This window comes from uncultured Bacteroides sp. (assembly GCF_910578895.1).
Classification (GTDB): domain Bacteria; phylum Bacteroidota; class Bacteroidia; order Bacteroidales; family Bacteroidaceae; genus Bacteroides.
On record NZ_CAJTSC010000022.1, the window covers coordinates 1 to 25,508 of the forward strand.

Consider the following 25,508-nt stretch of genomic DNA (forward strand, 5'->3'; position numbering starts at 1 on the left):
CATACACCAAAGATAGGGGTTTTAACTAATTCCCCCAAGTTTTCAAACTGAACCGTTATTAGAATGATTTTGTCTGTATTTGTATTGATACTGACAGTTCAGGTTTTTGTGTCATGCGATTCCGAAGACGGGGTGCCCCCGCTGACAGACTCTACGCTTGTTCCGCCTGAATTCGAGAAGAATAGCGGAAAGTATGAGATTACGGACGATGCATCGCCCTACAGCAGTGTGGAACTTGGAGCGAGTGGAAACTACATTGTGACGCGCAGCGATTACCGCTCCCGTGCAGTAGCTGCAAGTCCTTTTATAATGACGCGTCGTGCAATGGATGCCGTTCAAAGCAGGGCAAGCGAGAACAATGGGGTGATATACGGAACATATACCGTTACACCCGATGGTAAGTTCGATTTGGAGGGATTTGGCGTGTTGGAACTGGTGTCCGACGGTAAGAACGGGCAAATCACCGAACTTAAGATTACCCCAACCGGAGCACCCGAAATGGTGTTTACCGCAAAGAAAGCCCCGACTGTGGACGACGACGAAATGACCAATGCGTTGTGCCGCACGTGGGTTTTGAAGAAATGTATTGACATGGAGATTGAGATAGCGACGAAAGATACCATATCCTATGATGAGTATCCGTCTGCTGACTGGCCCGAAAGTGAATCTGAATATTTGGAGGTGATGTTTTCGAAATCAGGAACTTACTTGCAGTTTTTTGGATACGGTGACCTGGAGGCAGGGGTTTGGAGATGGGAAAACCAGGCGAACGGTACCATCCGCTGCTCATACCTGACAGGTTATGACTATGAGAGTGGTATCATTAAAGTGTCATTCTCCGGAAATACGATGACTGTTTATGAAACTGGCATTGATAATGGAATACGTATCGAAGTCTATTCTGTCTTTGAAGACAAGAACTCCCCGGCATCGGGCGAGGAAGACAAGGATGATGCAACAGAGGAGCAACCGCTGCCGGACACACCGGCAAACCGGGTGTTCAAAGGAAACTTTCCGAAGGAGATAAACGGGGCTGTCTATACCTATACCGACGGATACCTCACCAAGATAGTAGATAGAGGTAATGTGATCACTTTCACTTACACACAATCGGATGTGGAGATTGTAGCTGAGGGCATGAGAATGGAAGCCAAATTATCTAACTGGGATGGAGAGAAAGGTTTGATTACAAACTGCACATTCTGGCTTGGAGGCGAACAACCTATGCATTATGCTTTCCAATACGATGCGGAGAGACATTGCAACTACATTGCTTATACGTGGGAGGAGCAGAGTTCTAAAACCGCTTTGGTGTGGGAGAACGGAAATCTTGTCCGTGTAAGCACTGATGATGGATACGCGCCAAGTGATTATAGGTTCGAATATTCAGAAATCCCTAACACCAATAATATCATGTTCTTTGAATGGACTTATCGTGCCCTTCACTTTAGAGAACTGGAGTTTCTTTATTGGACGGGTATGCTTGGCATGCCTTCCAAAGAGTTGCCCTCTGCATCATACGACTATGAGAGCGGGACTCGTATGGATGAATATCGCTGGGAAGAAAACGCCTTTTACTCGAATGGATTTAAAACAAGCTTTACGTTTGGCAAATAACCGGACGTGCCTTGTCTGTACATCTATTCCAAGAAAATTGTAAACAATCGGAGGACACCTTTAAGGCATGTCGCTTAAAGCAATTCCCCGTGTCTTCCTTTTTTTGAATAAGAAAGCCTGCTTCGGGGAATGGGCAGGCAAGAACAGTTAATTTTATTACAGTATGAAAAAATTATTGATTGTTATCGCATGCGTACTGGCTGCGGTAAATGGTGTGAACGCACAGGGTGTGAATTTTGGTGTACGTGCCGGAATGAATGTTGCCAATGCAGGCGGCGACTTCAAGGACGAGATGAAAGACGTTGACTTCAAAAGCAGAGTCGGTTTCCATGTCGGAGTCATTGCCGATGTGGAACTCAGCGAGAAGTTCTACCTGCAACCCGGACTTTATTTCACTACAAAAGGATTGAAATCCGAAGATAAAGAAGGAATGGGTTACGAAGAAAAATACAACCTGAACTATCTTGAACTGCCTATCCTGGCATCTTACCGTTTCAACCTCAGCGACAATGTGCAGTGGCAAATCAATGCCGGTCCGTACTTTGCAGTAGGAGTAGGCGGCAAAGTAAAAGGAACTGACTTTGACGGAATTGAATATAAGTATGACGCTTTCGGCGTGGCAGACGAAGATAGCGATGAGGAAAAAGGCGGTCTCAAAAGATTCGATGCCGGTCTGAGCTTCGGAACAGGTATCACCTATAACAAGATTTACTTCGGTATCAAGTACGATTTAGGTCTTGCCAATATCGCGGATAAGAAAGCATGGACCGGTGAAAATGACAAGGGCCAGAAAATCAGAAACAGAAACTTTGCTATCAGTGTAGGCTACACATTCTAAAAGAAAACAGCCGATGCTGTAGTAATACCATAAAATGTCGGAAAAGGGCACTTCAGGGTGCCCTTTTTAGTATAAAAGAGGGTGTGTTCAAAACTTAATTTTTGAAGATATGAACTTATAATTTAAAATTTGAGTACCCTCAAAATACTAAAAAGGGTCGTATCATTACTCAATACAGAGTTTGATACGACTCTTTTTAAATGTCATGGTTACAATCTATAACTTTTCGGAGGAGACATTTTAGCTTGACACACCCTCTTTGAGCCTTCTTTTCGAGGATGTTTTTCTATTTTTATGAGGAGCATAGCGGGCTATGTGGTGAATAAAAAGAGGACTCCCTGTTTCCGGCATCTTTTGCGCGGAGTTGCCAGAATGCCACGGCAGCGGCGGCAGCCACATTGAGCGAATCGACATCGTGCGACATGGGTATACGGATCACATAGTCGGCTTCGGCGATGGTCTTGTGCGCCAGCCCGTCTCCTTCGGTTCCCATTACGATGGCAAGTTTGGGTTCGGCGGCTAAAACAGGATTGTCGATGGAGATAGAGTCATCGGTAAGTGCCATGGCAGCCGTGCGGAAACCTAAATCGTTCAGCCTGCCGAGAGGAGCGTCCAGCCAAGTCCACGGCATCAGAAATACGGAACCCATAGATACCCTTACCGCACGGCGGTTGAGCGGGTCGCAGGAAGTGGGAGTGAGCAATACGGCATCTATGCCGAGGGCAGCCGCCGAGCGGAAGATGGCTCCGATGTTGGTAGTATCCACCACTCCGTCTATCACCACGATGCGGCGGGCTTCCCTGCATACCTCTTCCACGCTGCGCGGCTTGGGGCGGTGCATGGCGCAGAGGACACCGCGTGTCAGCGTGTATCCGGTCAGCGTGGCAAGCAGTTCTCTGTTGCCTGTATAGACCGGGATGTCTCCGCAACGCTCAATGATAGCAGCGGCATCGCCTGCAATGTGTTTCTGCTCGCACAAAAGCGCCAAAGGTTTGTAGCCGGCATTCAAGGCAACGGAAATGACTTTGGGGCTTTCTGCGATGAAAATACCTTTGGAAGGCTCGATGCGATTGCGCAGCTGGGCTTCGGTAAGCGTACTGAAGATTTCTACGCCGGGGTGGGAGAGGGATGATATTTCGATAATAGGCATATTGCTGTTTTTTTACTCTTATTTTACAAGTTCCCCGTTTATATACAGGTTCTTGAAGTAGACATCTTTTGCCCCGTTTATCCGGTTGCTGCCCTCCTTGACATTGTTGAAGCGGCAATCTTCCACACTTACGTTGTATACGTGCTTGTCATCGTCAAGCCCGATGATGAGTACGCCGAGTTTGCTCTTCTCGCATGTCACGTTCTTGAGGTGTACGTTGCGCACGGTGGGAGTATAGCCTCGGTTGCACTTCTCGCGGTTTTCGTATTGCAGGTTGATGCGCAGTACCGCTTCGCGACACTGTCCCACGGTGACATTGCGCACAAATACGTTCTCTATCAATCCGCCACGGCAAGTACTGGTCTTGATGCGGATGACACGGTCCAAATCAGGGCTGTCCATGCGGCAGTTCTCTACGAACAGGTTGCGGTATCCGCCGGATATCTCGCTGCCGATGACTACGCCGCCGTGACCGTTTTTCATGAAGCAGTTGCGCACGATGATGTTTTCGCTGGGGATATTCCACTTGCGTCCGTCTTGGTTGCGTCCGGACTTGATGGCTATGCAGTCGTCTCCCGTATCGAATGTGCAGTTCTCTATCAGTACGTTCTTGCAGGATTCCGGGTCGCAACCGTCGCCGTTGGGACCTCGGTTGAATACATGCACGCCACGTACGATAAGGCTCTCGCACAGCAACGGGTGGATGACCCAAAATGGGGAGTTCAGCAGGGTGACATCTTCTATCAATATCGTATTGCAGGAGTAGAGGTTGATGAGCTGCGGGCGCATGCCGTCTTCGGGTTTCATGACGCGCTTGTATACGGGAGTGGATGTCTCGCCATACATCAGCAGGCGTTCGCGTCCGCCGTTGCGTTGTGCCACCATTCCTTCTTTCCAGCCATAGCGCGGGGCGCCGCACATCGGCCACCAGGCTTCTTTGGAACCTTGTCCGTCGATGGTGCCCTTGCCGGTAATGGCAATGTTGGTTTCGCCATACGCATATATCAACGGGCGGGCATTGTAGCAGTCCAGCCCTTCCCAGCGGGTAATGACGGCGGGAAAATAAAGGCTTTGGTCGGTAGAGAATTTCAACACGGCACCTTCTTCTACGTGGAAGTTCACGTTGCTCTTTAAGGTGAGAGGTCCGGTGTAGAACGTTCCTTTGGGCACTATGACTGTTCCGCCGCCGTTCAGGCTGCATGTTACGATGGCACGGTTGATTGCCTCGTGGCACGGTTCGTCCGGCATATCGGGCTTGGCACCGAAGTCGGTGATGAGATAGGTACGGTTGGGGAAAGAGGTTTTCTTGATTTGTTTTTCAATTTTGGCACTTTCCTTGAAGGCTTTGTCAAAGTCTATCGGATTGGCGGTTGCCAGGGTTACCGACAGAAGCAGGGAAATGATTCCGATTACTTTCTTCATGCGTTTTTCTTTTATGTTTTTTAAATGGTAAACCGATTACGTTGACAAAAGTAGGAAAATTATCCCGATGACAGAGGTTAGTTTTTGACTGAAAGGGTGTAATAATTGATTGAGATGGAAAAAATATGAGGTGTGTCGGAACGATAGTGCATAAATTGTTCCGGCACACCTTCATGAATAATTCCGTCCGATGCGATAAAGCCGGTCGGATAGATATCCCTTTTAATCCGGGAATTATCCTTTTACCGGTATCTTGTCTATCCGCTGCTGATGGCGTCCGCCTTCGAATGCTGTGTCGAAGAATTCGGTCATAATCATATCCGCCTCTTCCGTGCTGATGAAGCGTCCCGGCATGACAAGGACATTGGCATCGTTATGCTGGCGCGCCAGATGAGCGATTTCCGAAGTCCAGCAAAGAGCTGCGCGGATGCCCTGATGTTTGTTGAGCGTCATGTTGATGCCGTTTCCGCTACCGCAGATGGCAATTCCCGGATAACACTCGCCTGCCTCGACAGCCTGTGCCAGCGGGTGGGCAAAATCGGGATAATCGCAACTCTCGGTAGAGTAGGTACCATAATCCTTATAAGACCAGCCTTTGGCTTCCAGCCAACTGCGGACATGCTGTTTCAGTTCAAATCCGGCATGATCGGAACAAAGTCCAATAGTTTTCATATGAAATAAAGTGATAATGTGAAAAAACGATAGAGCAATGATGTGATAATGCAGTATGGTATCTTTACATACTTTCCGCTTTATCGCATCATTACCCTATCACGGTTTTACTGTATGATTAAAGCATTGCTTTTACCTGCTTGTATACGTTCTCTGCCGTGAAGCCCAGTTTCTCATCGAGCACTTTGTAAGGAGCGGAGAAACCGAATGATTCCAATCCCCAAACCTTACCGTTGGCACCTACCAGTCCTTCCAGTGTGACGGGCAGACCGGCTGTCAGACCGAATACCTTTGCATTTGCCGGAATTACGCTTTCCTGATAGCCCGGAGCCTGGCTGCGGAACAGCCCTTCGGACGGAACGGATACGATGCGCAGTTTGATGCCGTCTTTACGCAGCAGTTCCGCGCCTGCCACCAATGTAGATACTTCGGAACCGGAAGCAACGAGTGTGATATCCGGGTTTTCGTCCGAACCTGCTACGATGTAAGCGCCTTTGGCTGCCTGGCTGTAGTCGTTTCCTGCGGGCAAGTTGTTGATGTTCTGGCGTGAGAATATCAAGGCTGTCGGAGTAGATACGTTCTCCATGGCAAGTTTCCATGCCACGGTCGTCTCTTCCGCATCGGCGGGACGGAGTACCAACATGGAGTTGTGTCCTTTGTGGTTCTTCAGTTTTTCCATTAAGCGGATTTGTGCTTCCTGCTCTACCGGTTCGTGGGTAGGACCGTCTTCGCCTACGCGGAAGGCATCGTGTGTCCAGATGAACTTCACGGGAGTTTCCATGAGGGCAGCCATACGTACGGCGGGTTTCATGTAGTCGGAGAATACGAAGAACGTTCCGCAAGCGGGGATAACGCCGCCATGCAGTGCCATACCGATGCAGCAGCATGCCATTGTCAGTTCCGATACGCCTGCCTGGAAGAATGCACCGCTGAAGTCGCCTTTCTTGAAAGCGTGGGTCTTTTTCAGGAAGCCGTCGGTCTTGTCGGAGTTGGACAAGTCGGCAGAGGCTACAATCATGTTCTCTACCTGAGTGGCAAGAGCGCCGAGCACGGTTGCCGATGCGGCACGTGTGGCGGCATTGGCTTTCTGTTCGATAGCTGCCCAGTTCACTTCGGGAGCTTTGCCGGAGAAGAACAGTTCCAACTTGGCTGCCTTTTCAGGATTGGCTTGTGCCCATGCGGCTTTGGCGGCATATTTCTCTGCCATGATATTCTTCAGTTCGGCGGCACGCTTGGCATAAAGTTCCGCCACTTCGGGGAAGATGACGAACGGATTTTCCGGGTTACCACCCAAATTCTTGATTGTATTTACATACGCGTCACCGCCCAAAGGAGCACCGTGCGTAGCGCAGTTGGCTTCGTAGCTGCTGCCGTCTGCCTTACGCGCACCTTTACCCATAACGGTGTGGCCGATAATCAGCGTAGGACGTTCTGCTTCTGCTTTTGCTTCGTTGATTGCACCACGGATGGCATCGGCATCGTTACCATCGATAGTGATGACTTTCCAGCCCCATGCCTCGTATTTTTTGGCAGTATCTTCGATGGTTACGTCTTTAGTCTCGGTAGAAAGCTGGATGTCGTTTGCATCATAGAACATGATGAGGTTGTCCAGTCCCAATGCGCCGGCAATGCGGCCTGCACCTTGTGAAATCTCTTCCTGGACACCACCGTCGGAGATATATGCGTAAATCGTCTGGTCCATTACCTCTTCGAAACGGGCTTTCATGAACTTGGCGGCGATGGCTGCTCCGATGGCAAAGGTATGGCCTTGTCCTAACGGACCGGAAGTGTTTTCAATGCCGCGCATGAGGTCGCGTTCGGGATGTCCCGGAGTAGGGCTGCCCCATTGGCGGAACTCTTTCAGTTCGTCCAGTGTGAACTTGCCTGTCAGCGCCAATGTGGAATAAAGCATCGGCGACATGTGTCCCGGGTCGAGGAAGAAACGGTCACGGCCTTCCCAAGCGGGATTTTCGGGATCGTATACCAAGAACTCGGAGAAGAGTACATTCACAAAGTCGGCACCACCCATAGCGCCACCGGGATGACCGGAATTGGCTTTTTCAACCATAGAAGCAGCAAGGATACGGATGTTGTCCGCTGCGAGGTTCATAAGTTTCTTGTCGTTCATATACTTAAAATATAGTTATAATTTGAATACTCTGTAAGTGGGTTGATTTCTTGCTTGTTAATTTTAACAGGACAAAGATAACTCTTTATGTGTAATCCGCAACATAGAAAGTCGCTCTTTTTTCTTGTCACTGTTACGGGCTTCTTGTTTCAGTTACAATAACTCTTTACCGGTGATTTACTGTAACTCAACGGTGACAATTGATTTGGCAGGGAGTTTTATTTTCAGAACCCCTTTGCTGATTTTTACCTCTTTGAAAGGAATTAATTTCACTTTGTCGGGATTTTCGAAAGAATTGTAGTCCGTAATCCGTGCGGCGGTAAGCACTTCTCCCACTGCTTTCTTAGCCTGGATGCCCGGCAGATTTACAATAACCTCCTGTTCGTTGTCTACATCAACATTTGACAAAGAAATATGGATTTTTCCGTTCTTGTCTTTGGATGCAGTGGCGCTGACAAGGGGTAATGTACGGTTGTCGCGTACTGGTACCTGCTTACAAGCCAGCTCGATGGGCAGATAAGTGGCATCCTGATGCACTTTATACATCTTGAATACATGGTAGGTGGGAGTCAGCACCATATCCTTGCCTTTGGTCAGAATCATGGATTGCAACACGTTGACAATCTGGGCGATGTTTGCCATTTTCAGGCGGTCGGTGTATTTGTGGAAGATGTCGAGCGAAAGGGAAGCCACGAACGCATCGCGCATGGTATTCTGCTGGTAGAGGTGTCCGCTGACCGTACCTGGTTCTTCGTCCCACCATGTTCCCCATTCGTCGAGCATAAGGGCTACGTTCTTGTCCTTGTCATATTCGTCCATAATGGCACAGTGCTTGCGGATGACGTCTTCTATTTCGCGGCATTTGCCCATGGTCCAGTAGTAATCGTCTTTATTGAACTCGGTGGCGGAACCTTTGCTGCCGGTCCAGCCGGTAACGGTGTAGTAGTGGAGTGAAACACCGTTCATGCGGCTGCCTACGCGGTCCATCAGGACTTTGGTCCATTCATAGTCGTAATCGCTGGCGCCGCTGGCTATCTTGAACAGGCGGTTGCTGTCGTAGTTGCGGCAGTAGGTTGCGTAGCGGCGGTAAAGGTCGGCATAGTATTCGGGACGCATGCTGCCGCCGCAACCCCAGCTTTCGTTTCCTACACCGAGGTATTTCACTTTCCATGCTTTGTCGCGGCCGTTTTTCCGGCGCAGGTTTGCCATGGGGGAGTCGCCGTCGGAAGTCATGTATTCCACCCATTTGGCAAGTTCTTCTACGGTTCCGCTACCCACGTTTCCGCTGATGTAGGGTTCGCATCCCAACATTTCGCAAAGATTGAGAAATTCGTGTGTACCGAAACTGTTGTCTTCGATAGTGCCGCCCCAGTTGTTGTTGACCATTTTAGGACGGTTTTCTTTAGGACCTATACCGTCCATCCAGTGATATTCGTCGGCAAAACAGCCGCCCGGCCAGCGGAGAACGGGTACCTGAAGGTCTTTCAAGGCGTTGAATACATCGGTACGGTAACCGTTGATGTTGGGTATGTCGGAGTTTTCACCTACCCAAAGCCCGCCGTAGATACAGGTGCCCAGATGTTCGGCAAACTGGCCGTAGATTTCTTTGGGAATGACTTGTGTGCCTTGGTCGGCATGAAGCGTGATTGTTGCACTCTGTTGTGCGGACACAGATACGGATGCAGCGAATAGGAGACTGCTGAATAATAGTTTGTTTCTCATAATGGTTATTAGTTATATGATGTTTGTAAAATGGCAGACTGTACCTGCATTAAGATAATTGATTATTAGTACTTTTAAGTGTTACTGATATTCCTGTCGGGATATACGGTTATTTGAGCAAGCGGACTTCGTAGATGGCAGGAGTCCGTTCCGTTCCGTCCGGACTGAAAAGTATCGGACAACTGCCGGTACTTAATTTCCGGGATAGGGGATAACAGAGGGTTATAAAACCTTCCTTGTCCGGTTGGCTGATGACGGGAGCGACGGTCAGTTTCTCGTTGTTGAGAGTGATTGCAAGTTTCATCGGATCGCTTTTCCGCACGGTGACTGTCAGTTGGCTTGCTTCTTTCTTCACTTTCAGATTATAGCTGAACCAACCTTCGGCACGCCGGAAATGCCGGTCGTTGTCCGTTCCCGTTTCCGATTGTTCGTATCGGATGCCGTGGTCGGATTCCGGTTGTTGTTCGCCGGGGAAAATAACGTCTATCGTCCGGTTGGCAAGTTCCATGGCTTTGCGTTCCTTCAGTTCCGTCTCTTTTCGGATACTTTCGGCTTCCGTTGCGGTCACCTGATGAAAATAGATGGCATACCGTGAATCGTGCAGACGGAAGAAAGGTATCAGTTTCAATGCCTCTTTTCGTGCGGGATAGACATTTCCGGTATAGCTGAATGACAGTTGCTTGTCATCCGTTTTGCGGAGTGCTTGCGGCAGTGATGCGGCAGCGCCTATCAACATAGGCATTTCTTCCAGGGAAACCTGTTTGCCGTGGGCGATGTGCCCGCCGCGGCTGTCGTCGGCATAAAGTCCGTCCATGTTTTCCGTGCCGGTAGGGCTGGCAAGAACGATGGGACCGTACATGAAAGCGTAATAATGCGCCTGGTCGGGTATCTGCTCCAAAGTGACTTGCATGGGCAAGTTCAGTGTGATTTCGTCTCCGGCTTTCCATTTGCGGCGGATTGTCAGGTATTCTCCCGATGCGGCATTTATATCCTGTATTTTGCCGTTGACGGATACACTCGCTCCTTTTGCCCAAGAGGGATAACGGAACTTCAGGCTGAATGCTTTCTTGTTGCTCTTCTCCACCTTGAATCTGATTTGTTCTTCATCGGGGAAGCGGCTTTCCTGCACCAGTGTGATTTTTTTCTCTTTCCAGGTCAGCCGGGAAGGGATGAACAGGTTTACGTACAAGGTATCTTCTGCGTGGGCATAAATAAACTCTCCGTACTTGGTATGGTTCTCCAGTCCGGAGCCCACGCAACACCACATGGATGTTTCCGGTTGCGAATAAACGCGGTAGTGGCCCGAACGCATGGGAGTGAAGTATACAAAACCGCCTTTTTCAGGCTGCTGTGAGGCAAGGATATGGTTGTATAAGGCACGTTCGTAATAATCGGCGAAGCGGATGTCGGGAGAGGTCCGGAAAAGCATCTTTGTCAGGCGGAGCATGTTGTAAGTGTTACAGGTTTCCGGTCCTTGTACATCATTGAGCATGGATGTGAAGTTGTCTGCCGGATGGAAATGCTCGCGCACGCTGTTACCACCGATACAGACGGAACGGTGATCAACGACCGTGTTCCAGAAGAAGCGTGCAGCATGGTCCCAGTCGCGGTCTTGCGTGAAGTCGGCGATACGTTTGTAGCCGATGACTTTCGGTATCTGTGTGTTGGCGTGCATGCCTGTCAGGCGGTCCTCATCCCGGGTGAGCGGTTCAAGGAGGATTTCATGGGAGAATCTGCGTGCCAGTTCCAGGTATTTCTTATCTCCCGTAATGTCGGCAACATCGGCAAATATTTCGTTCAGTCCTCCGTGTTCGCTGCGCAACATGTCTTGCATCTGCCGGTCGGTGAGTCCGGATGTGACATCTGCCATCCAGTCGGTGAGGGCAATCAACATCCGGCGGGCAAGGTCGCTCCCGGCATAAAGGTATGCGTCACGAAGTCCGGCATAAGTCTTGTGTATGTTGTATAGGGGTACCCATCTGTCGTTAAGGCTGAAACCTCCGGCACGGATATTCCCTGCTTTGATTTCTTTCCAAAGTTGCAGGCTTCCGGGCGTTCCTCCGATGAAACCGTTGCCTGCGGCTTGCTGCGCGCGATGTAGTTCGTTCAGCATATAATCCAGCCGGTTGTACACGGCTGTGTCTCCGGTAGCGGCATACATCATGGAGAGTGCGGAGATATAATGTCCGCCGATGTGTCCGTCCAGACCGGTATTTTCCCAGTTGGTATAACTTGGTGCCTTAGGGGTGAGTCCGGCTTCGCGCAGAAAGGGAGCGAGCAGCCTGTCCGGGTTCATTGCCATTATGTATTTTAAGTCGGCCTGCTGCGCCTGTAAGAAAGGGCTGTCCAACAGTCTGACATCTTGGAGAGGAAAATAGGACACTGCTTGTCTTGTCTGGGCTTTTCCGGTAAAGAGAAAGAAAAGAAGTAATAGACAGGTGAGTGATGATTTCATTTGTATCAGGTTTTTATAGTATGAAGAAAAACTTTTTTATATGAACGAATGTAGCGGGAGTTGCCTCCCGTTACATTTGTGTTCATGACCGCTCTTGAGCCAGGGTCTTCCCTTTTCTTGGAGAAGAATTTTGCCAAGAGCCTGTTTTTGCAGGAATTACTTTTTGAAATTGACAGCTGCTTCTTCGACGGGCAAGGTTGCTTTGTAATTTTCTATGTATGCGTTGAAACCTTCCACGTCTTCGGCAGTCGGCGACACTTCTACACCGGCATCGCCTGCAAACACTTTTTCGTCCAAAAAATCGGCAAGTGTTTGTTGTCCGTCATTGTTCACAAGGTAAGAACCGAGCAGGGCAATACCCCAAGCGCCGCCTTCACCCGCCGTTTCCATGACGGAAATGGGTGAGTTTATGGCTGCGGCAAGAATTCTTTGGCCTACACCTTTGGTTCTGAACAGGCCGCCGTGTCCCGTAATTCTGTCTACTTTGATTTTCTCTTCCTTGAACAGGATGTCGTTGCCGATTTTAAGGACTCCCACCGAAGCATGCAGATGGGCTCTCATGAAGTTGGCAAGGTTGAATTTGTCGTTTGCCGAACGCACAAACAGCGGTCGTCCTTCCGCAAGTCCTGTCACGGGTTCGCCGGAAATGTAATTGTATGCAATAAGACCGCCGCAATTGGCATTGCCTGTCAGTGCATGGTTATAGAGTTTGCCGTATACCTCGTCCATGTCTACGGGGATACCCAGCAGTTCCTGGTATTCCTTAAATAAGTTGACCCAGGCATTGAGGTCGGAAGTACAGTTGTTGCAATGTACCATTGCCACGAGGCTGCCGTCGGGAGTCGTTACCATGTCAATCATTTCGTATGGTTTCGACAGCTCCTTTTCCAAAACAATCATGGAGAATGAGGATGTGCCTGCCGATACGTTTCCCGTACGTTGTTTTACGGCATTGGTCGCCACCATGCCTGTTCCGGCATCTCCTTCGGGCGGGCATACCGGTATCCCTGCCTTCAGATGGCCTGATACGTCAAGCCTTTTGGCTCCTTCCGGGGTGAGGAAACCGGCATTCTTGCCTGCCGGCAATACTTTGGGCAGAATATCCGTAAGTTTCCAGTCATAACCTTTCGGAGCGATCAGTTCATCGAACTTCGCTACCATTTCGGCGGAATAGTTCTTGGTGGCGGGATCTATGGGAAGCATGCCCGATGCATCGCCTATGCCCAACACCTTCTGGCCGGTTATCTGCCAATGTACAAATCCGGCAAGTGTTGTCAGATAATCAATCTCCTTAACATGTTCCTCATTATCCAGGATAGCTTGGTATAAGTGGGAAATGCTCCATCTTAACGGGATATTGTAGACAAACAGTTCGGACAAAGCCGCTGCCGCCTGGGCTGTGTTGGTGTTTCTCCATGTGCGGAACGGAACAAGGATTTCCTCTTTTCCGTTGAATGCCATGTAACCGTGCATCATGGCACTGACACCGATAGCGGCCAACGCTTCTATTTCCGTATCGTATAAATTCTTCACGTTGGCGCGAAGGTTTGCATAGCAATCCTGTAACCCGTACCAGATAGTTTCGACGCTGTATGTCCAAAGCCCGTCGACCAATTGGTTTTCCCAAGTATGGCTTCCCTGGGCAATGGGCTTGTTTTCTTGGTCAATCAGAACGGCTTTTATTCGTGTCGAACCGAACTCTATGCCGAGAATGGCTTTGCCTGCTTCGATTGTTGATTTTGGATCTAATGTCATGTGATTAAATTGTTATAAAAGGGGAGGAGTGGTTCATTATAAATGGGGGTGTACCAAAACCAAATAGGCTGTCAAGGTTTTGGCACACCCTCGTCAATATCAGCAAAGTGCTTTATTCAGCATATAATATACCTCGTTCATGCGCAGTTCTTTCTTGAACTCGCTGATAGTGGTATTTTCATCGATGACTATCATTTCGATACCTGCCATTTCTGCAAAGTCTTCCCAGTATTCTACGGTGAGGTCGTAAGAGAAGCTGGTGTGGTGCGTGCCACCTGCCAGAATCCATGCCGCCGCACCCACTTCGAGGTTAGGCATCGGAATCCACAATGCGCTTGCTACGGGAAGTTTCGGCAGCGGTTTGCTCTTGATACATTCCACTTTGTTTACGATAAGGCGGAAACGGTTGCCGAGGTCCACAATGGTTGCCGCTACCCCTTCGCCTTGCTTGCTGGTGAATACAAGACGGGCTGTTTCGCTGTCGATACCGATGCTCAGGCGGTGTACTTCGAGTTTCGGTTTCTGTTCTGCTATCAATGGGCATACTTCCAGCATGTGTGCTTGCAGGATAGCGCTCTTCTCACCGTCGAAGTTCAGGGTATAGTCTTCGAGGAAGGAACATCCGTTGGGCATGCCTTGGCTCATGAACCAGGTAGTACGGTAGAGGGCGGCGGTTTTCCAGTCGCCTTCTGCTCCGAAGCCGTAACCTTCCGCCATCAGGCGTTGAGAGGCAAGACCGGGAATCTGGTCGAAGTCGCCCAGGTCGTTGAAGTTGGTTGTAAAACCTTTGGCACCGGTGTCTTTCAATACGCGACGGATGGCAATTTCCGCTTTTGCAGAGTTCCATACCTTAGTGTAGGCTTCGGTTCCTTCCTGTTCGAGTGCGGCATCGTGGTCGTAAAGTTTGAAGTATTCGGCTACGAGGGCTTTTACATCGGCATCGTCAACAGCGTTATAGTAGGTCATTACGTCGTTGATGGGATAGTAGTCCACATGATAGCCCAATACTTGTTCGGCACTGACCTTGTCACCGTCCGTTACCGCCACGTTGTTCATCTGGTCGCCGAATCGGATGATGAGCATGTCTTGTGCATCCGCCCATGCGGCTGCCACGCGCATCCATGCGGCAATCTGTTTCTGTGCTTTTTCATCTTGCCAGTGTCCTACAACGACTTTGCGGTTTTTGCGCATACGGGTAACGATGTGTCCGAATTCACGGTCGCCGTGAGCAGACTGGTTCAGGTTCATGAAATCCATATCCATCGTATCCCAAGGAATTTCTTTGTTGAATTGTGTATGGAAGTGCAATAGCGGTTTCTTCAGTTCCTGCAGGCCGTGTATCCACATTTTGGCAGGAGAGAAAGTGTGCATCCAGGTGATGACACCGATACATTTCTCGTCATTGTTGGCAGCCTTGAAAGCGGCGGTTACCTCTTTGGATGAGTTTACGGTACCTTTATATACCACCTTTACAGGCAGACGGCCGGAGTCATTCAGGCCTTTTACCATTTCATTGCTGTGTGCGTCTACTGCGATAACTGCGTCGCCGCCGTACAGAAGCTGTGCTCCTGTTACGAACCATACTTCATATTGATCAAATGCGTTCATACTGTTTTTAAGTTTTTAGTTGTTGATTTTTAATTGTTTATTGCCCGTAATAAGCGTTCGGTCCATGCTTGCGGTTGAAATGTTTCTCTACAAGCAGCGGATTCATCGTCAGATGCGGATTGACGGCATAGGCTATGGAAGCCATCTTGGCAACCTGCTCCATGACTACGGCATTGTGTACTGCATCGTGCGCGTCTTTTCCCCAAGAGAAAGGACCATGGTTTTTTACCAACACTCCGGGTGTGTGAACCGGGTTCAAGCCTTCAAACCGTTTCACGATTACGTTTCCGGTTTCCTGTTCATAAGCTCCTTTCACCTCTTCCTCCGTCATGCTGTCGGTGCAGGGGATGGCATCGTGGAAGTAGTCTGCATGGGTCGTTCCTATGTTGGGAATGTCGCAGCCCGCCTGTGCCCAGGCTGTGGCATACGTGGAGTGTGTATGTACCACACCGCCAATCTCCGGAAACGCTTTGTAAAGCACAATGTGGGTAGGAGTGTCGGAAGAAGGTTTTAAATTACCTTCCACCACATTGCCGTCGAGGTCGACGACAACCATATCTTCTGCTTTCATATCGTCATAGCTTACTCCGCTGGGCTTGATAACGACCAGTCCCGTTGCACGGTCGATGGCGGATACATTCCCCCAGGTAAAGATGACGAGTCCATGCTTCACCAAATCAAGGTTGGCACGAAATACTTTTTCTTTCAGTTCTTCTAACATAATGGCTAAATTTTAAACTTCGGTGCCTTGCGATATGCCTTTTCATTGAATTTGTATAAAGCGGCACCGCGTTTGGAATTTGTTTTATCAATTTTATCCGTCTTTTCTATGTAATCCATTTCGGCTATCCTCTTGCGGAAGTTACGTTTGTCGATGGCTTCTCCATAGATGGCTTCGTACAGGCTTTGCAGTTGCGAGAGTGTAAACATCTGGGGCAACAGATTAAAGCCGATAGGCTCTGTAGATGCTTTCTGCTGCATCAGCGCGCGTGCTTTTTCCACCATTTCGGGATGGTCGAAGATAAGAGGCGGCAACTCGTTGATGTTTACCCAAAAGGCGTTGTGCTGCTGTACTAAATCCTTGTCGTATTCATTGATGTTTACCAGCGCATAGTAGGCAATGGAGATTACACGCTCTCCCGGGTCGCGGTCGATGGCGCCGAAAGAACCTACCTGCTCCATATATACATTGTCCAATCCCGTCAGCCCGGCGAGAACCCGCTTGGCGGCATCATCCACACTCTCGTTCTCTTGGACGAACCCGCCCATCAACGACCAGTTGCCCATTGCGGGTTCGAAGTTTCTTTTCAGCAGCAGCAGGTTTAACTCACCCTCGTTGAAACCGAAAATGATACAGTCGATACCTACATAAAATCGGGGATTGGAACTGTAGTAACTACTCATGTCTTTTGTTTTTATAATTTGAATCTTATCCTAATCTGCATTAAGCAAATGTCGGGAATTAGTTTATGCCTTATCTTTGATACTTGATGTTTACCAGAAATACCAATAGAATGCAGCTGTAATGGCCAGAATGATTATCGTGTGGATAACATCCCAATGATTCCAGCTGGCACGCGTGGTTGCTCTCTGTTCGGGGGTGGATGTGCCGAACACAAGTCCTTGTATCTTTTCGGCACTTGGCGCTTCGGTCATCAAGCTGACCAGGATTACTACGATAATGCAGAACAGGAACATCCAACCGCAGAAGAACAGCCAGTTCAAATCGTAGAACAGATATTTAAACATGGAACCGTCTGTTACGGCTACGTTGCTGTAATATACTTTTGCTCCCAGGCGGGTAAGACCGATAATCATACCGGCAATCAGTCCCCACATACCGCCTTTGGCAGAAGTCCGTTTCCAGCAGATACCCAGAAGGAATGCGGCGGCGATACCCGGAGCCAATACGGACTGTACGTCTTGCAGATAAGTATAGAGTACGTCACCCACACTGCGCATGATAGGAATCCACAGGATACCCAGTATCACGATAACCACCGTTGCCATTTGTCCGATACCTACCAGCTTCTTTTCCGGAGTATTCGGTTTGAACCGTTTGTAAAAGTCAATTGTGAAGAGCATGGCGGAAGAGTTGAACAGGGAAGCCAGCGAACTCATCAAAGCGGCAAGAATACCGCAAACCACCAGGCCTTTTACTCCCGCAGGAAGCAACTTGGCTACCAGTGTAGGGAAGGCGGCGTCTGCATTGGCATTGCCGTTGGCAAGCAAGGGAAGGAAACCTTCGCCACCGGCTCCAATGTATTTCTGGTGCAAAGCGAAAGCAATCATACCCGGAATCAGGAACAGGAATACGGGCAACAGTTTCAGATATGCGCCGAAGATGGTACCGCGACGGGCTTCTCTTTCGTTCTTGCCGGAAAGCACGCGCTGCACGATGAACTGGTCGGTACACCAGTACCAGAAACCGATAATCGCCGAACCTACCAACGCGCCCAACCACGGGAAATTAGGATCGCTGTTGCTGCGGATAAGTTGCGTCATGGTATCTCCATATTCGTTGACAGTGACAGCGCCGCATATTTTCATCATTTCGTCCCAACCGCCCAGTTCTTTAAAACCGAGTACAAGGATTATCAGCGAACCTAAAAGCAGGATAGGGGTTTGCAGTACGGATGTGTAGAGCACGGATTTCATTCCACCGAAGATTGTGTAAAGCGCCGTCAGCAATACCAGACCGATTGCCGCAATCCAGAAGAAATCGATTCCCCACAACTCCTTGATACCGAATACCTGCTGGAATACGAGACCGCCAGCATATACGGTAACAGCCACTTTAGTCAACACGTAGCTGATTAATGAGATAACAGAAAGAATTGTACGCGACTGCGGGTTGTAGCGGCGCTCCAGAAATTCGGGCATTGTATATACCATGCTTCGCGAATAGAACGGGACGAATACCCAACCGAGAATAAGAATCATCCAGCCTTGTATTTCCCAGTGTGCCATTGCCATACCGCTGGATGCGCCGGCGCCTGCCAATCCGATCAAGTGTTCCGAACCGATGTTGGATGCGAAAATGGATGCACCGATAGCAATCCAAGTGGCGTCACGTCCGCCTAAAAAATAGTCTGCCGAGTCGTTCTGCTTTTGTCTGACCACCCAAACGATAATTCCTATCAGAGCCAGGAAGAAAATTCCAATGACTAACCAATCTAATGTTCCCACGATAATAATGATTTAAAAGGTTATTGTTTATTTCTCTACCGAGAATTTAAAAATACACTCGCTGTTGTAAGTTTGTCCCGGTTCCAGAACCACGGAAGGCCATTGCGGCTTGTTGGGGCTGTCCGGATAGTGCTGTGTCTCCAGGCATACGGAAGCGCGCTGGTTGTAAACGATACCTTTCTTGCCTTTTACGGTTCCGTTCAGGAAGTTGCCCGTGTATACTTGAATGCCCGGTTCGTCGGTATATACTTCCAATGTGATGCCGCTTTCGGGAGAAGTCAGCTTGGCGGCTACCTGCTTTATGTCGCCGTTGGTGTTGAGTACCCAGTTGTGGTCGTATCCGTTGCCGAACTTCACTTGTTCGAAGTCAAAATCGGCGATATTCTGTCCTACGGCTTTAGGAGTCGTGAAATCCATCGGAGTATCTTTCACGGTCACTATCTCTCCGGTAGTCATGTAAGTACTGTCTACAGGGGTGTAACTGTCTGCGTTTACATATAAAATATGATCTGTGGCTGCTTTGGACGGATTGCCCGACAAGTTGAAATAAGAATGGTTGGTCATGTTGATGACCGTTTTCTTGTCTGTTGTCGCACTGTATTTGATGTCTATAGCGTTGTCTTCCGTCAGCTTGAACAGGACTTTGGCAGTGACGTTGCCCGGAAATTTTTCGTCTCCGTCCGGAGAAATGCGCGTCAGCTCCAGGGTCGTTCCATCAATTGGGTTGGCTTCATACACCTGATATTGCCATCCTTTAGGACCGCCGTGCAGGCAGTGTCCGAAATTGTTTTTCGGCAATTGAATCGTGTCGCCGTCCAATACTATTTTGCCTTGGTTGATTCTGTTGGCATAACGTCCGATGGATGCGCCGAAATCACTTGGTACATTGATGTAGTCGGCTATGCTGTCGAAACCGAGGACAACGTCCTGCATATCTCCGTTCTTGTCCGGTACCATAACGGATACGATACGTCCGCCGAAATTGGTAATACATACTTCCATGCCTGCTTTGTTCTTTAATGTATAAAGAGCGGTTGGGGCATCATTCACTACGGTTTGAAATTTTGTCGGATTCAGTCCGGAAAGAGTAAGTTCCGTTTGACTTTTCTGAGCGCAGGAAGCTAACATCAATGTAGCTATTCCGGCAATAAGAATGTGATTCTTCATGGTTATATTTAATTTGAAAATTAGATTCTTATCTTCTTTCGGGTGTAAAAGTAACACTTTTGTTTGGTGTAATATGTACACTTTAATATGTTATGTAACATAAAAAGAAAAAACGGGTGTGTGTCAATACTAAAATCGGCTATCATTTTGTTCTGAATGACAGAATGATACGACTATCGGAGTATTGACCCACACCCGTTTCGGCATGTCAGGTGATGTTTACTTTACTTTCTTGCCCCAATAGGTCTTGTTATTTCCATAAGCGGAGTAGACGATGGTATGTGTTCGGGGAGTGGTTTCCCAGTCTGCTTCCCGTTGCAGGTAGAGGTCAATGCCGTTGGCTGTCAGAATTTGACTCTTCGCATCATAGCTCCATGTACCGCCTTTCCACGTTCCTTCGGTGATGGTATGGTCGGCTGCCAGTGTCATCGTAACCGATTCTTTTTGGACACCGAACCGGTAGGACAAATCGATGTGTTCCCAGTTTCCGATAAGTTCCTCTTCGGTAATGGCTACTTGCGGCACGGCTCCGTAACGTTCGGGCATAACTAACGGCCAACCGTCTTTCGTCCAACGGATGCTGCGCACATGTCCCATCATAAGGGCGTTGCTGTATTCGTTACCTTCCACATTTGCCGGAAACCTGCCTTGTGAGGCAAAGAACCAGTTGCCGTTTCCGTCATCGAAGATACAGCAGTGTGAAATACCCACCCAGCCGTGGCTGTTCTTAAATTTATAAGGATGGGTCACGACCGGCAGGATGTCGCCACCGTTTGCAGTCACATCCTTGCCATCCATATCCAGATAGGGACCTGCAATATCGGTGGCACGTGCAACGCGGGTATTGTAAGCTACTCCCAATTCGTCATAAGCCAGGAACAGGTAGTAGTATCCGTCGTGATAAATCACTTCCGGACCTTCTGAGGCTTGCCAACGATTATTCATCTGGCGAGTGGCTATCAACCGGCCGTAAGCGGCAATGCCTTCACCGTTGTCACTCCACGGTTGGGAAAGTTCCGCCTTTACTTTGCCGGTTTCCGCATTTAGCTCTGCCAAGGCTATGCCGCTGTGCCATGAACCGTAAACCAGGTAATGCTTCCCGTCATTGTCTATCAGGTAGCTTGGGTCGATGGCATTCCATTTGTAGTAGCAGTTGCCCCAGTCGTCGGGTCTAATCCGGAAGTCCAGCCCTTTGTCCGAAGCGTTGGTGATTACGTAACCTTTATCTACCCATCCGGCATTGTTGGCGGGGTTGTCATTCTCCAGCAAACCGATGAAGGCGCGTTCGCTCCAAGAGTTAGGACCGTCTATAGTGCCGGGGCACACAATGGAGTAGTACATGCGGTAAAGGCCGTTTTTCACTTTGCGAACACATGGTGCCCAGTAACCGAAGTCTGCGGTGGCGGGTGAAACTTCGGCAAGCCCCATCTCCTTGCGGATTTCGTTCAGTTTCGTAATTACCCAATCGGGCAACTCGGGCATAACTCCGCCTAAGTATTCCCAGTTGACGAGGTCTTTGGAGCGTCTGCCGTGGAAGTGTCCGCCGGCTATATGCGCATTGCCGTAGGAGGCGTCCGTCTGATACATATAATAGTATCCGTCTTCTGCCAGCACTACTGTAGGGTCGTGTACGTTTGCCAAATTCCATTCGTTGCGTTTGTCCCAACCGGCTATGTCCACGTAATAGTCTGCGTATGCCGGTGCCGTGTAGTTTTTCAGCTGTTCGTCAAGGCTTTGGGCGGTAGTGGTTGCCTTGAACGTTTCCGAGTAAGTGTAACGGCTGTTGCCATAAACGTATGCACGTATATAATAAGCGGTATTGCCGGTCAGTCCGGAAATAGTGGCGCTGAAGTTTTCGTCTGCTTCCACTACATTGTCTTTAATAGTAGGATTGGGAGCGTTTAAACTGTAACAGAAACCTCTCTTGGCGACATTGTTCAGATTGCCGGTGACCGATGAAGTGACGGTCAGCGAAGTACTTGTAGTTGCAGTTGCTTCGGGAACGGTTATGGCTATGTCGCTGTTTCTGTTGTATTCGATATTGTCCAGCCCATCGGAGCAAGCCGTGACGGCGAAGACTGCCAACAGGGATAGTAAGAGAAATGTTGTTTTTTTCATTTGGGTAAGTTTTTAAGATCCATATCGTTCCGTTGATAAACAGGAACGATATGGATGATAAAGAATTTAATAGTTATTCTTATTTATTGAAGACGAGATGGCAACCGTCAACAGACAGTGCAAAGTTTAAGTCGTTTGCATCTATGGTGTTGATACCCCAATAGCATTGGGTGGAGATTGTACTTGTAGTACCTGCCATTACAGCCTGAACATCGGCGGTGCCATCACCGCAGTTAGTCACGTAGACCGTAACTTTTGCTCCGTTCATTCCGGCAAGCCAAGTACCCCAATCGCCTTGTGTGCCGTTAGGAGTGCAGGCGTCATATCCATCGCCCCAACCCCAATTGTCAGCGCGGACCACTGCGTAGTGTTCACCGGTACTCTTACGGAGAACTATAAGGAAATTGTTCCAGTTCCCTGCCAGATTACTGTAATTTGTAAACGAAATACACTTTGTCTGACCTGAAGGTACATTGAAATTATCTGAGTAAGTCTCCGGATTAAACCACAGAGTTGAGTTGTCTGTATTTCCTAACTGTCCGCTTGTGTTTTTCACAACAGTCGCTTCGGAGACGGTGACATTTACTGTTGCGGTGATGTTTTCTCCGGCAGTAATGGTAACCGGCTGTGAACCGGCCTTTGCCGGAATGGCAGAGAAGCTGAGTTTCGCGTTGTCAATGACTACCGAACTTCCGTCGGAGTAGGTGCCCGTAACTACCATGCCTGTTGGATCGAAAGGTATCGTGCAACTCTTGGTATCTTCCGAGGTATAGTAATAGGGTTTTGTACGCGAGGGTACAGTGGTTATTGAAATAGATTGAAGTATTCCCACAACCTTAAAAGACGCGTTAGCCACAATCGGTTTGTCGCAGTTTTCACCCTTAAAGGTTTTGTTGTAGACAGCTACAAGAGTCTTATCTCCCGTTTGATTTATATCAGGGATGACTGAGAATGAGAGTTCGGAAGCCGTTACGGTTTTAGTCACTCCCTCTTCAAAGGTTACAATGGCAGAGATATTAGTTATGGTCTCTTCAAACGAGGTACCCAAAGAAATTTGTGCGGGTACATCCTGCAATACCATGGACACAGGGTTCTTGTCTTGAGCGGATGTAAGTCCGCCGATAGGCTCGATATTGGTTTGCTGGAAGTCAATGTAGGAACCTTCGGGAACCAGAAAACAGCGGATATTGGTATTGCTTGCATCTGCATTTAGATTTTCTTCCTTATATGGCTGCGCATACGTCTTGGTAACCTCGCCGTTGGTCATCTTCACGGTGAAAGCCTCTGCGCTGGTACGGTCTACGGTGAGTGTCACCTTGCCGCCAAACTTTTGCAGGTTGGCATCTACCTCGTTTTCATCGGGATTGAGAAGCAATGTGCCCGAGATATATTGGAAATCGATATGGTCGCCCCATTGGGAATTGTAAGTTTCGGGACTGCCCGTCACATCAAAGCGGATGGCACCGTATTCGGTATAGCCTGCACCGCCACGCTCCACATCGTTGGTGATGATAAGGGCGAAGTTCTTGTAATATTTAGTGTCGACAGCCGGGTTGATGTGGAGGTTGAACACTGCATTCCACTTTTCGCCATCCGGTATCACGTAATATTTGGAGAAAGCAGCCCAGAATCCGGAACTGAAGTCCGTATTTCCGAAAGAATACACGTCTTCCTGCATGCCTTCAAGCACTTCGTCTTCCACCGGTTGTTTCTTCGAATCCTCAATTTCTTGTATCTTATCGGAAATCCAGTCGGGGGCGTTTACGTCATAAAGTTCGCCATCCGTGCAGCCTGTCAGTGTCAGCAACCCGAAGGTTACGGAACAGCAAGCGTATGCTATTTTCTTAAGTAATCTCATTGTCTTGAATTTAAAGAGTGTGATTGATTTTATTTGCTTAAATCTACAACCGGACGCACTGTCCAACCGTTGTCACGGAAGTAAGAGGAGTTGTCCGTGCTATAGTTGGCGGAGTTGCCTTCCAGATTGGGGTTGTTGTTCAGCAATTGCTGTACAATGGGCAGAAATTCGTGTCCCGGCAGATAGGTGTCGAAAGTACTTTTCAGTGTAGGGTCGTTTGCCATGTCGCTGTAGCTGACAGGTTCTTTTACCCTCTCCGTAGAGCGGCGTACAGTGCCGTGTTCCTTGAGTTGCTGTAAGCGGCCGTTGTCGTAGAAGAAGCCCCAGCGGATAAGGTCGAAGCCTCTGCCGAATTCGCAACCGAACTCCTTGGGACGTTCCACATTGGCAATCTGTTCGAAGAGTTTGTCGGCGGTATTGAAGTCCTCAAGTTCCAGGTCTGCCAGATTGGCCCGTCTGCGCACTTCGTTAATCCAGTCGATGGCTTGCTGTGTGGGACCGTTGACTTCGTTTTCACATTCCGCAGCACGTAGCAGTACATCCGAATAGCGCATCAGGCGCAGGTTGATGCCATCGTGCAATCCTGTGACAACGGTACTGTACAGCCCGGTACGGAGATTGGTGAATTTGGCAATCGGCAGGCCGCCGTAGGTGTTGTTGGTCACAATATTGTCGGAGGCTGTGAGCGTTTGCGTATAAGCCACATTGCCGTATTCGAAATCCGCCCAGTCGGATTCGTAGGTTCCTATGGTCCAGTAAAGACGGGGATCGAGTGTGCCGTTCTTGGTGCGCTCTCCTTTAAAGAGTTGGTAGAGCCAGGGCGAGGCTGAGATATCCGCCCAGCCGCCATAGTTGCCGGGAGCAAAGTTGCTTTCAATGGCAGAACCTTGTGTGGCGTTGGGACTTGTGTTCACCGGAGTCCACTCGTCGTCGGTGCCTTGCGAACCGAAATCGAGGAATTGCACTTCAAAGAGGCTCTCCGCATTGTTCTCGTATGCCGAACCTTCACGGAAGTTGTCTCCGTAGTTGTCCATCAGCCGGTAGGTGCCGTATTTCTTGCCGATGATATCCTTCAGCACGGGGAGTGCTTCGTTGTATTTATGGCGCATCATGAGGGCGCGGGCATAATAACCTGCCGCAGAGCCGCAGGTGGCGCGTCCGCCTGCCCATTCACTGCCTTTGTCGCGTGAAGGCAGCAGCTCCATCGCTTCCTTGAAATCTTCTTCGATTTGGTCGAGTACGCCGTCATAGGTGCTGTTGGCGCCATAAAGTCCCTCTAACGAAGAGTAGGTGGCATAATCCGTGATGAGAGGCGGGTTTTGATAGTAACCTACCAGGTTGTAGTACGACAGGCCGCGCAGGAAAAGCATCTGCCCTTTGATGTATTTCATCTTTTCGGAGAGCTGGCTGTTGTCTTCACCGCAACGGGAAATGGCAAAGTTGCACACATTGATGGTATAGTACCATTCCCGCCAGGGCCACCACGTAATGTCCGAGGTGACTTCGGCATTCAAATCATCGAAAGGCAGATACCACACTTGTGAAGAGTTCCAGGCTTCATCACCGCGGCACACATCGATGGTATAGCCTACACGGGCGTATGAACCTTCCATGCGGATGTGGTTGTAAGCGGCAATCACGCATTCCTCCAAATCATCGGCGTTAAAACCGAAAGTGCTTGAGGTTTGCTGGTTGGGATTCAACAAATCCAATCTGTCAGTGCAAGAAGTCAGCGTGCTGGCTCCTAACATGAAAGCAAGTAAATATTTATTTAGTTTCATAAGATATGTTTTTAGTATTTAGATACCG

At 49.0% G+C, this 25,508-nt stretch carries 17 protein-coding genes; 2 read left to right on the forward strand and 15 right to left on the reverse strand.

Translation table 11 applies throughout. The features are described 5' to 3' along the window. Nucleotides 1-63 precede the first annotated feature (63 nt). Together QZ327_RS07350 and QZ327_RS07355 are read left to right on the forward strand one after the other, a co-directional pair. Entirely contained in the window at nt 64-1,617 is a 1,554-nt protein-coding gene (locus QZ327_RS07350) for a DUF4595 domain-containing protein (RefSeq protein WP_294618384.1), read from the forward strand. A 163-nt stretch (nt 1,618-1,780) separates the two neighbouring features. Then, on the forward strand, nt 1,781-2,455 hold the full coding sequence (locus QZ327_RS07355; protein ID WP_294618385.1) for a porin family protein: 675 nt from the start codon (nt 1,781-1,783) through the stop codon (nt 2,453-2,455). A gap of 292 nt (nt 2,456-2,747) precedes the next feature. Here the strand turns inward: QZ327_RS07355 and QZ327_RS07360 are convergent, their stop codons facing one another. The 15 genes from QZ327_RS07360 to QZ327_RS07430 all read right to left on the reverse strand — a co-directional run bounded on the left by QZ327_RS07360 (nt 2,748) and on the right by QZ327_RS07430 (nt 25,480). Continuing rightward, nucleotides 2,748-3,605 (reverse strand): RNA methyltransferase, encoded by an 858-nt coding sequence (locus tag QZ327_RS07360; RefSeq protein ID WP_294618387.1) that lies wholly within the window; start codon nt 3,603-3,605, stop codon nt 2,748-2,750. 18 nt (nt 3,606-3,623) lie between these two features. Then, a complete protein-coding gene (locus QZ327_RS07365; protein WP_294618389.1) occupies nt 3,624-5,027 on the reverse strand; it encodes a glycoside hydrolase family 28 protein in 1,404 nt (467 codons plus the stop codon). Nucleotides 5,028-5,261: 234 nt separating this feature from the next. Continuing rightward, nucleotides 5,262-5,699 (reverse strand): ribose 5-phosphate isomerase B, encoded by a 438-nt coding sequence (gene rpiB / locus QZ327_RS07370; RefSeq protein WP_294618391.1) that lies wholly within the window; start codon nt 5,697-5,699, stop codon nt 5,262-5,264. Nucleotides 5,700-5,817: 118 nt separating this feature from the next. After that, nucleotides 5,818-7,827, reverse strand: a complete 2,010-nt coding sequence (locus QZ327_RS07375; protein WP_294618393.1) for a transketolase — start codon at nt 7,825-7,827, stop codon at nt 5,818-5,820. 177 nt (nt 7,828-8,004) lie between these two features. Continuing rightward, a complete protein-coding gene (locus tag QZ327_RS07380; protein ID WP_294618395.1) occupies nt 8,005-9,549 on the reverse strand; it encodes an alpha-L-arabinofuranosidase C-terminal domain-containing protein in 1,545 nt (514 codons plus the stop codon). A 109-nt stretch (nt 9,550-9,658) separates the two neighbouring features. Further along, nucleotides 9,659-12,004: a glycoside hydrolase family 127 protein gene (locus QZ327_RS07385; protein ID WP_294618397.1), complete on the reverse strand. Its 2,346-nt coding sequence runs from the start codon at nt 12,002-12,004 to the stop codon at nt 9,659-9,661. A 156-nt stretch (nt 12,005-12,160) separates the two neighbouring features. Further along, nucleotides 12,161-13,759: a xylulokinase gene (locus QZ327_RS07390; RefSeq protein WP_294618399.1), complete on the reverse strand. Its 1,599-nt coding sequence runs from the start codon at nt 13,757-13,759 to the stop codon at nt 12,161-12,163. 99 nt (nt 13,760-13,858) lie between these two features. Next, nucleotides 13,859-15,367: an L-arabinose isomerase gene (gene araA, locus QZ327_RS07395; protein WP_294618401.1), complete on the reverse strand. Its 1,509-nt coding sequence runs from the start codon at nt 15,365-15,367 to the stop codon at nt 13,859-13,861. Between the two features lie 37 nt (nt 15,368-15,404). Next, a complete protein-coding gene (locus tag QZ327_RS07400) occupies nt 15,405-16,088 on the reverse strand; it encodes an L-ribulose-5-phosphate 4-epimerase (protein ID WP_294618403.1) in 684 nt (227 codons plus the stop codon). A 5-nt stretch (nt 16,089-16,093) separates the two neighbouring features. Beyond that, nucleotides 16,094-16,771 carry an NUDIX domain-containing protein gene (locus tag QZ327_RS07405; RefSeq protein WP_294618405.1) on the reverse strand — a complete coding sequence of 226 codons (678 nt, stop codon included), beginning with the start codon at nt 16,769-16,771 and terminating at the stop codon, nt 16,094-16,096. 90 nt (nt 16,772-16,861) lie between these two features. Continuing rightward, nucleotides 16,862-18,556 carry a sodium:solute symporter gene (locus QZ327_RS07410; RefSeq protein WP_294618406.1) on the reverse strand — a complete coding sequence of 565 codons (1,695 nt, stop codon included), beginning with the start codon at nt 18,554-18,556 and terminating at the stop codon, nt 16,862-16,864. Between the two features lie 27 nt (nt 18,557-18,583). Next, complete coding sequence (locus tag QZ327_RS07415) at nt 18,584-19,723, reverse strand: aldose epimerase family protein (RefSeq protein ID WP_294618408.1); 1,140 nt, start codon at nt 19,721-19,723, stop codon at nt 18,584-18,586. 219 nt (nt 19,724-19,942) lie between these two features. Then, nucleotides 19,943-21,841 (reverse strand): arabinan endo-1,5-alpha-L-arabinosidase, encoded by a 1,899-nt coding sequence (locus tag QZ327_RS07420; RefSeq protein ID WP_294618410.1) that lies wholly within the window; start codon nt 21,839-21,841, stop codon nt 19,943-19,945. A 79-nt stretch (nt 21,842-21,920) separates the two neighbouring features. Further along, nucleotides 21,921-23,699: a bacterial Ig-like domain-containing protein gene (locus tag QZ327_RS07425; RefSeq protein WP_294618412.1), complete on the reverse strand. Its 1,779-nt coding sequence runs from the start codon at nt 23,697-23,699 to the stop codon at nt 21,921-21,923. Nucleotides 23,700-23,728: 29 nt separating this feature from the next. Further along, on the reverse strand, nt 23,729-25,480 hold the full coding sequence (locus tag QZ327_RS07430) for a RagB/SusD family nutrient uptake outer membrane protein (RefSeq protein ID WP_294618413.1): 1,752 nt from the start codon (nt 25,478-25,480) through the stop codon (nt 23,729-23,731). Nucleotides 25,481-25,508: the final 28 nt, after the last annotated feature.